6 protein-coding genes and 1 pseudogene are annotated in these 8,785 nt (G+C 45.8%); 5 read left to right on the forward strand and 2 right to left on the reverse strand.

Annotation, left to right across the window (positions count from 1 at the left end):
- Positions 1-369: pseudogene (locus JGK20_RS32270) on the reverse strand (RNA-guided endonuclease TnpB family protein); the annotation flags it as partial.
- A gap of 88 nt (positions 370-457) precedes the next feature.
- Here JGK20_RS32270 and JGK20_RS32275 point away from each other — a divergent pair.
- On the forward strand, positions 458-628 hold the full coding sequence (locus tag JGK20_RS32275) for a hypothetical protein (protein WP_366039773.1): 171 nt from the start codon (positions 458-460) through the stop codon (positions 626-628).
- Between the two features lie 50 nt (positions 629-678).
- Complete coding sequence (locus JGK20_RS32280; protein ID WP_293148499.1) at positions 679-978, forward strand: hypothetical protein; 300 nt, start codon at positions 679-681, stop codon at positions 976-978.
- A 219-nt stretch (positions 979-1,197) separates the two neighbouring features.
- On the opposite strand, the gene JGK20_RS32285 is transcribed toward JGK20_RS32280, so the two are convergent.
- Positions 1,198-2,694 (reverse strand): glycosyl hydrolase family 57, encoded by a 1,497-nt coding sequence (locus JGK20_RS32285; protein WP_293193782.1) that lies wholly within the window; start codon positions 2,692-2,694, stop codon positions 1,198-1,200.
- 248 nt (positions 2,695-2,942) lie between these two features.
- On the opposite strand from JGK20_RS32285, the gene JGK20_RS32290 reads away from it, so the two are divergent.
- The 3 genes from JGK20_RS32290 to JGK20_RS32300 all read left to right on the forward strand — a co-directional run bounded on the left by JGK20_RS32290 (position 2,943) and on the right by JGK20_RS32300 (position 8,557).
- Entirely contained in the window at positions 2,943-3,758 is an 816-nt protein-coding gene (locus JGK20_RS32290) for a DUF928 domain-containing protein (protein ID WP_293233529.1), read from the forward strand.
- A gap of 301 nt (positions 3,759-4,059) precedes the next feature.
- Complete coding sequence (locus JGK20_RS32295) at positions 4,060-7,254, forward strand: CHAT domain-containing protein (RefSeq protein WP_293233531.1); 3,195 nt, start codon at positions 4,060-4,062, stop codon at positions 7,252-7,254.
- A 574-nt stretch (positions 7,255-7,828) separates the two neighbouring features.
- The gene (locus tag JGK20_RS32300; RefSeq protein ID WP_293193786.1) at positions 7,829-8,557 is read left to right on the forward strand and encodes a response regulator transcription factor; all 729 of its coding nucleotides are present in this window, start codon (positions 7,829-7,831) and stop codon (positions 8,555-8,557) included.
- Positions 8,558-8,785: the final 228 nt, after the last annotated feature.

Here is an 8,785-nt window from a genome sequence, read left to right on the forward strand (position 1 = left end):
GATTTGCTTCCGAGTTTCTGAGAGTTTCCAGCCGCTGACTTTATACTCAACTGAGCGACTGTTTTTCTTGAAAGTCGGATAACCTTTCTTTCCGGGAACGGCTTTCTTGCAGTTGTCGTAGAACCGAGCAATGGCAGAATAAGCCCTTTCCACAGAGGCTTGGCAGGCACTAGAGTTCAATTCTTTAACAAAGGCAAACTCTTCTCTGAGCGCAGTGCTGTGACGGTACAAGTCTTTTTGCCCTACTCCTCGGTTGTCGATCCAGAAACGGACGCACTTATTCCGAACGAATTGAGCAGTTCTGATTGCTTCGTCTATAGCGGAGGACTGATTTGGTTTGCCGATCGCCTTGAATTCTAGAACGAACATCTTACGTAGGAACTCGCTACGTTAAAAATCTAACACAAAGCCGTCCTAGAAGGACGGGGCTTTAAACCCAAGTTTTTGGTAATTACCCTTGGACGCAGGCCAAGCGCTGCGGTTGGAACACCGGAGCGAAGACTTTCAGCAAGCCGTGGAGGAGGGTACAATAAATTTTGTGCAAACTACGCGGATCGGGATTACTAAAGGGATTGATTTGCCTTGGCGGTGGTATTTGGGGAACTGTGCGGCCGTGTCGCAACTCTAGTAATGTCAAAGGTGTCAGTGTAAATTTGGTAGCTTAAACTTAGTGAAATTATGGCTTACTCTTCTGAAAACCCGATCGTACAACTCAAAAAATGCCTGACTCTCGCTCAGGATGTTGGGAGTCACGCCGAAGCTAACCGAGCTTTCGAGCAATTGTGCGGGATTATAGATGCTGAAAATCCGATGGCCGCGCAACTTTTGGAGATGTTGTGGGAAGACGCAATTCTGGCCAGACGTTCTGCTGTATTTTGGCAGCAAATGAGCGAAGTTGAGAAAGATATGGCGAATAGAATGATGGAAAATATGACGCAGATGAGACAAAATTATTTGCGTTTGATGCAGGAAATGTAGGATTTGGTAATGGGGAATGGGGAATGGGGCATTGGTAATTGGTAATTGGCAATTGGTAATTGACCCGAATTTGCCAACAAGTATAAGGTGCGTCAGCCGAGATATTTGACACTGGTCAAATAGTTGGTTTCCGGGGCACTCTACCATAAATTTTGTTACTTCAACCCGCGGAGGCGGGTTTTGTCTGTGTAGACGCGGTTTCAACCGCCGTCTCATCTTCTATTTCATCAAAGCAGCGCCGCGGTTGTAAAGTTCGCGGGCGTAATCAGTCCAAGTTCCCTGTCCCCAATAGCGGAAACAGCTTGTTTGTACCAACAAGTTGTAAAGCAAAGCCTGCTGATATTCAAACTGCTTGGTAACAGCAGCATCTTTCTGTACCAGCGTGTCGTATTTTTTGTGAAAGGCTGCACTGAGTTGATTCATTGGTTCCAGGACATTTTCGTAGCCCTTCACCCAACTTAAATCGTTAGTCCAAGATGCACCATCCATGTGAAAATTGTGATCGGTTTGCTTGAGTTGCGCGATCGCACTTTCCACCTTTTCCGGCGTTGCACTATCAGGATTCACTTGCAGCCAAATCTTGTGCTGATTAATCCCCTGACAAACAGGATAATCATCAGGATTAACACCCGCCGCCTCAATCATCTCCAAATATTCAGTCCCATTTAAACCGACAACACCGGATTTTCCGCCACCTTGTTCGCGGTTTTCGTGCCAAGCTTTGACAAAGGCGCTGGGGAATTCATTCATCATCACGCCACCATTTTCGCCGTCGGCAATTTGAGTAACTAAAGAAGGAATTGTGACATTGCTAATTTGCTGTTTGTTGCGTCCTTTTGCTTCGTAATAAGGCTGCATTTGACCGACCAATTTTGTATCGGAACCTTGGGTTTTAATCAAAGCCGTGATGCTGATGGTTTCGCCGCGAGAATTGCGGGATTGCAAACGATTGGGAATGTATTTTTGGTCTTGCGACAATCCCGAACCGTCGATATTTTCCACAGAATGTTCCTGCACCATTAGCCAGCGGTAGCCGCATTCTTTCAAAGCTTTGATGTATTCGTAAAGAGTATCGGGGTGATTGGGAAAGTGCATTTCTGGAGGCGAAAAACCTTTAACGCGCTTCAGGGCATCTATGCCAAAAATGGATGCAAAATGATGTTGCCATGCTTGAATTTGGAGTTTGATATCGGGAATTGGAGTTGAGGGAATAACGGCGTGACTCCACATTGTCCCCAGCCATTCTACGTGGGGTTGGTATTCAGGTTCGCAGGTAATTCGCTTGAGGTTGTTGAAGATATCGTCGCGTCCCATTTGGCGCAATCCCCACAATAAATTGCCCGAATAGTCGAGCATAATTCGCGGGTTGCAACCTTCAGCAATCAGTTGGGGAATAAATTCTCCCATGCGTGAATAGCACCAAGCAAAGACTCCGGCATTGTGGTTGTCTCCTTGGTTGGGATTTTCAAACATATTCTGGAGATTGCAGATTAGTTCGCCCTTTGCACCTGCTGGAATTGTAGGTTGGTGCATATGCAGGGCGCAAGCAAATCCGGCTTGAATGTTTTCGAGGCGCAGATTTGTCTTAGGTAAAAAGACTGGTTCGTTGCTGTTGGTGGCGGCAGTGATTTCTGCTTCGGAACCGCAAATGTTGGGCAATCCGGAGCGAAGTTCTTCTAAAACGGGTGGGTTGGGGGATGGTGCGATCGCAGACATAAGTTTTTCTCAAGAATTGTGGAGGAACGCGGTCTGCTATTTGGTAAGATAGCTATATGCTTTTAGGGTAGCAGAAAAGGTAGCAGATTTAATGCAGATATTTAGACTTTGGCTCACAACGATTGATTAGAAAAACCGCAGATTAAGGCAGATAAACACAGATAAACGCAGATAAAAGTCTGCCAAGATTATTTTCAGGTGCCGTGCGATCGCGCTGAGACTTTGTACCTCTACCTCGCAGATATTTTATGAATGACAAAAAACTGCTCCTACAGCAGGCGGCGATTAATTTGCTGGTTGCTGTCACAATTGTTCAACCTGGATTGGCTGCTACGATCGCCGATTCATCGGGGGAACCGCATTTGCAGTCGCAGATACTGGCTTACGAGCCGCCCGCGCGGGGTGCACCGGGCGATCGCGGAGATGCAGGCAGCCGCGACGATCTTCACCACTTTTTAGCTTTAATTCCGGCTCTAAATTTAGGATTGACTGCGATCGCACATCCGACTTTTTGGCTGTACTTGCCGGCTCCATTTCCCGATGACATTTCCTTTGAGTTTGTGCTGCGGGACGAAGAAAATCAAGAAGTAGTTTTCCGAACATTTTTTCAGCTTGCAAAAACAGCGGGACTTGTGAGTTTTTGCTTGCCACCAAATGCACCTCCTCTGGAAATTGGCAAAAAATATCGCTGGGATTTTTTCTGCGGGAATATCTCCCGCTACGGGTGTGTTGAGCGAGTGAAATTGGCACCAGAAATCTTAGTTAAGCTAGAAACTGCATCGCTGAGGCATCGCGTTTTACTGTTGGCTAAATACGGTTTGTGGTACGAAACTATTACTGAATTAGTTGCGCTGCGGGACAAACTTTTGAGTCAATTACAGGTAGCTACTTTAGAGGAAAGGCTGCTGATTTATGCTGAAAATGATTTGCGGTATGAAGCGCTAGCCGAGCTGACTGGATTTGAAAAAATATCTTCTCTGGTAACTTTGGAGGCGGATTGGAATGCTTTATTGCAGCATCCGTTTGTGCGCTTGCACGAGATTGTTTTAGAACCGTTTGTTTGAGTCCGATCGTGCATAATATATGGGCCGGGGCGGGTTTTTGAGATTGTGGGTTTTTGGCTCAGATTGTTGGTGAACCCGCCCCTACAGGAATCAATGTCAATGGATCGAACACGAACGAGACAAATTGTAGGGATCGTACATTTTTATTTATGGTGAGCTTGCTGCAAAAAAACATCCCAAAATCCTGTAGGGGCGGGTTCGCCAACCATCTACAAAATCCACAAAAAATCTCAAAAACCCGCCCCATCCCCGCCATTATTTACATTGACAATTCCCTAAAAAATAAGACATCAACCTATAGATGAAATATCCAATATTAAGCGCCTACAATACTTTCAATACAGCACCGATCGCCCTTTGGTCATTTGATGCAGCAGGAAACTTGGCGAGCGATCGCCCGGATCTCCCTCCAGCACTGCTAATTGACAGCGTTTGCCGTGCTGTTGAGCGATCGCAAAACGGGCCGCAAGAAAGCCTGCTGCTGACTGGAGGTTACGTTACTTTCCCAGTCACTCCTTTGCTGGATGTCGGCACGGAAGACTTTTCTGTGTGTGCGTGGATTCGCACGGGTGATTTGGGTATTGTCAAGATTATTGATAAACGGATTCAAAATTCTGGCCCTTTACGGGGCTGGGCTTTATTTCTTTATCAGGGCCAAATTAACCTGCAAATAGCCGATGGAAAAAGTTGGGTAAACTGTGGTAGCGAATATTATTATACAAAAATTGATACTTTCCCTGTTATTAGCGACAACCAATGGCATCACGTTGGGGTTGCTGTCGATCGCGATCGATTGGATGGAGGGCGCTGGTATGTCGATGGCAAGGAAGTAGATTGGCGGTTCAACCCAACAGGGCAACAGAGTTCTCTCAGGAATAGTATGCCCTTGACTGTTGGCAGGCGATCGGACGATTTTGGTGGCATTTATCGAGGTAATATTGGGGATATGAGACTCTACAAACAGGCGCTGTCGGCGGCAGATGTGTTGTCGATTTACCGCTCGATTCAGTCTCCTATTAATAATAAATTTTTTGTTAACATTCTGAAGAGACCAGAAATACCGCGCCCGGAGCAAGATTCGTTCTCGGAAAGTGATAGTATTTCCGTGGAAAGATACTCGCAGGCGATGGAATACTATCAGGAGTCGCTCAATATTCATAGAAACAATGGCAACGGCTACGGAGAAGCGAATTCTTTGAACAATCTAGGCAATATTTACAGCGCGCTGGGGGAATACTCGCAAGCAATTGACTCTCACCAGCAAGCGCTAAATATTCAGCGAGATATCGGCGACTGCGCTGGACAAGTGGATTCTTTAAACGCTTTGGGCAATATTTACAATGCTTTGGGGGAATACTTGCAAGCAATTGAGTGCCACCAACAGTGTTTAAAGATTGAGCCGGAAATCGGCAACCTCTATGGAGAACCTAATTTCTGGCGCGATTTGGGGAGTGCATATCATTCCCTGGGCGAATACCAGCAGGCGATCGAATGCCAACTTCAGTCTTTAGATATGGCAATAAAACTCAACTCTAAGCATAGAGAATTGAACTCCTTAAACGCTTTGGGACGTACCTATGTTTCCCTGGGACAAAATCAATTGGCGATCGAATACTGTGAGAAGTCCCTGAATCTTGCACCGAAAATTGACAACCGCTTTGGGGAAGCTAATTCTTTGGTGATTCTGGGTAATGCTTACAGTAATTTGGGGCATTACTTGCGGGCGATCGCATTTTACAAACAATCCTTAGATATTCAACAGGAAATTGGCGATCGCTCTGGGGAAGCAACTTCCTGCCGAAATTTGGGCAATGCTTACCGCTGTTTGGGGCAGTACCAGCGGGCGATCGAATACAGCCGCAAGAGTTTGGAGATCGCGCGGGCGATCGGCGAAACCGCATCAGAAGGGGCAACTCTCAACAATTTAGGACTTGCTTTATTTGACTTTGGCAAGTTTGCAGAAGCTGAAACAGTCCTGGGCGATGCAATTCAAACTTGGGAATCGCTGCGGGGAAAATTGAGCGATCGCGATAACTTTAAAGTATCTATTTTTGAAACCCAAGCCGCAACTTACCGCCACTTGGAAAAAACCCTGATCGTCCAGAAAAAAACCAAACAGGCGCTGGAAATTGCGGAGCGGGGGCGGGCGCGGGCGTTTGTAGAATTACTGGGTGCTCGGTTATCTGCCAATTCAGATGCGATACCCGATATTAAGCCGCCTAACATCGATCGCATTCAAGAAATTGCCCAAGCCCAAAATGCAACTTTTGTCGAATATTCGATTTCTTTTTTAGAAGAACTCTTTATTTGGGTAATTCAGCCCACGGGTGAAATAGCCTTCCGCCAAGTTGACATCAACTACGAACATACTTCGCTCAAAGAGCTGGTTGCCGATTCTCGCGAGGCGATCGGCATCAGGAATCGCGATTTCAATCCCACTCTAAAAATGTACCCAGGTGATTTAGTCAAACTCCACGATGATGCGCCGAATTGGGAACCTTGGCAAGTAATATCTGTTGATAAAACTCACAACATTCTCTCGCTCTGCCAATCCTCTTGGCCCGCAGGGTTGACTATTAAGAGGCCTGCAATTGATGTAGCAGCAAAAGTGGAATCGAGCCTCACCAATCACCCTCGCTTGCAAAAACTCCATCAACTGCTAATCGAACCGATTGCTGACTTGTTGCCGACAGATCCAGCAGCTAAAATTATCTTTATTCCTCAAGGCGAACTGTTTTTTGTGCCGTTTCCGGCGCTGCAAGATGCTGCTGGAAAATACTTGATTGAAAAACATACTATTTTGACTGCTCCTGCAATTCAAATTCTGGAATTAACGAGTCAAAAACGACAAGAAATTTCTAATTTAGCTGGGGATATTTTAGTAGTAGGAAATCCGACAATGCCTGAAGTTGCTCTGGTACCGGGCCAACCTCCGCAGCAGTTGTCTGCTTTGCCGCATTCAGAAACCGAAGCTAACGCGATCGCCCAATTGTTCCAAACCCAAGCCTTGACGGGGAAATTCGCTACCAAATCTGCCGTGCTTCAGCGGTTGTCAGACGCCCGCATTGTCCATTTTGCCACCCACGGATTGCTCGATCGCACTCGCGGACTCGGCAGTGCGATCGCCTTTGCACCCGATCGCACCGATAGCGGTTTGCTGACGGCTGAGGAAATTTTGCACCTGCACCTCCAGGCGGATTTGGTGGTTTTGAGTGCTTGCAATACCGGCATGGGGCGGATTACCGGTGACGGGGTTATCGGCTTGTCTCGCGCTTTAATTTCGGCTGGTACATCCAGTGCGATCGTCTCTTTGTGGGCGGTGCCAGATGCTCCTACAGCCGATTTGATGGTGAAATTTTATCAAAATCTCGATCGAACGGGCAACAAAGCTCAAGCCCTGTGCAGCGCCATGCTGGAGACAATGCAGCAGCACCCAAACCCCAGAGATTGGGCAGCTTTCACCCTGATCGGCGAAGCTTCAACAGTTGACAGTTGACAGTTGACAGTTGACAGTTTGAGAGCGACCTCTACTTATAAGTCCGAGGATTGGAGTAATGAATAGTCTGATTTCAACCAATTCTTTCTGGTAATGGGGAGTTTCGGTTAAATTTTGTAAAGAATTGCCAAATCCCGCGAAAAAATTAGTTTTTTGGCTGAAATCTCCACAGAAAGGCGATCGCGCCTGGATAAGTCATGTGTCGATTTAATTTATTGACAAAAATACCTCGGCGATCGAAATCGGGGCCACCACAGGGGGATTGGTCTCAACTTAATCCTGGAACTGTTGATAAATCTTGCTTTCAGCCGAGGCCAGATCCCCCTAAATCCCCCTTAAGAAGGGGGACTTTGATCGGATTCTTGTCCCCCCCTTGTTAAGGGGGGCTAGGGGGGATCTGGCCTCAGAGAAAAACGAGATTTTTCAATGCTTCCAGGTTTAAGTTGGCACCAATGCCACAGGGGGATTGCCTACAAAAACTTTAGCCCGCCGGAGGCTGACTAAAGAATAAAGACTGTTTTTTAGACAGCTTCGCTTTCTTAACTTTGCACCATTAACAATTGAGTTAAAAATTATGAAAATCTCTACCGCTCAAAATACCAAAATTCTAGTTGTAGAAGACGACGCCCCCGTCCGCAATTTAGTCTACCGCTTTCTGAAGCAGAGATATGAAGTACAATTTGCAGTTGACGGCAAAACAGCCTTAGAAATATTTGATGAATTCAACCCAGTTCTCGTGATTTTAGATTGGAATTTGCCCGATACTACAGGCTATAAACTTTGTCAAGAAATGCAAAAGCGGACGAATGTTTTAGTCACAATTCTGAGCAGCCGCACCGCCGAAGAAGATCGAATTAAAATCCTAAAAGCAGGTGCTGACGATTTTATGTGCAAACCGTTCAGTATTGAAGAATTAGCAGTTAGAGTAGAAGTCTTGTTGCGGCGAGGGAGAAGCGTCAACCCGCGCAGCCTTGTCTGCGGTCAACTAGAAATCGATTTAATGAGTAGGGAAGTAAGATTGCAGGATAAAACTTTGACTCTAACCAAATTAGAATATGAGATTTTGTGTTTTTTGGCAACTCATTCAGATGAAGCTTGGACTCGCCAACAGCTAATCGAAAAAATTTGGGGCTGGAAATGCAATTATGGATCAGAAGAGCGAGTGGTGGACGTACATATCGGCCAAATTCGCAAGAAAATGGCTAAAGTCGATCGGGCTGTGCCAAATTTTATTCAAACAATTCGCGGATACGGTTACACATTTGCTCCGAATGCTCGCAATCACAGGATATTTTCCAATTAGGATGGAATAGGAAAAGTCTTTGCAATCAAATAATTTGGACGCTGCTCAGAGGAACATCCAAATTATTTTGGCAATTCAAGTTTAAGGTATGTAGTTGCGCTTCAGCGCTCCGATCTTATATATATTAAAAGCGCTATTATTGTGGCAATACAAGTCTATTGAATAAATAATGTCACCTTCTAAAACAAAGGTATGTAGTTGCGCTTCAGCGCTCCGATCTTATATAGA

It is taken from the genome of Microcoleus sp. PH2017_05_CCC_O_A, from assembly GCF_020738785.1.
Lineage (GTDB): Bacteria > Cyanobacteriota > Cyanobacteriia > Cyanobacteriales > Microcoleaceae > Microcoleus.

What these genes read in the sequence shown, in the direction of transcription:
- JGK20_RS32280 (WP_293148499.1), top strand. Translation starts at nt 679, where the DNA reads ATGGCTTACTCTTCTGAAAACCCGATCGTACAACTCAAAAAATGCCTG.
- JGK20_RS32295 (WP_293233531.1), top strand. Translation starts at nt 4,060, where the DNA reads ATGAAATATCCAATATTAAGCGCCTACAATACTTTCAATACAGCACCG.
- JGK20_RS32300 (WP_293193786.1), top strand. Translation starts at nt 7,829, where the DNA reads ATGAAAATCTCTACCGCTCAAAATACCAAAATTCTAGTTGTAGAAGAC.
- JGK20_RS32290 (WP_293233529.1), top strand. Translation starts at nt 2,943, where the DNA reads ATGAATGACAAAAAACTGCTCCTACAGCAGGCGGCGATTAATTTGCTG.
- JGK20_RS32285 (WP_293193782.1), bottom strand. Translation starts at nt 2,694, where the DNA reads ATGTCTGCGATCGCACCATCCCCCAACCCACCCGTTTTAGAAGAACTT.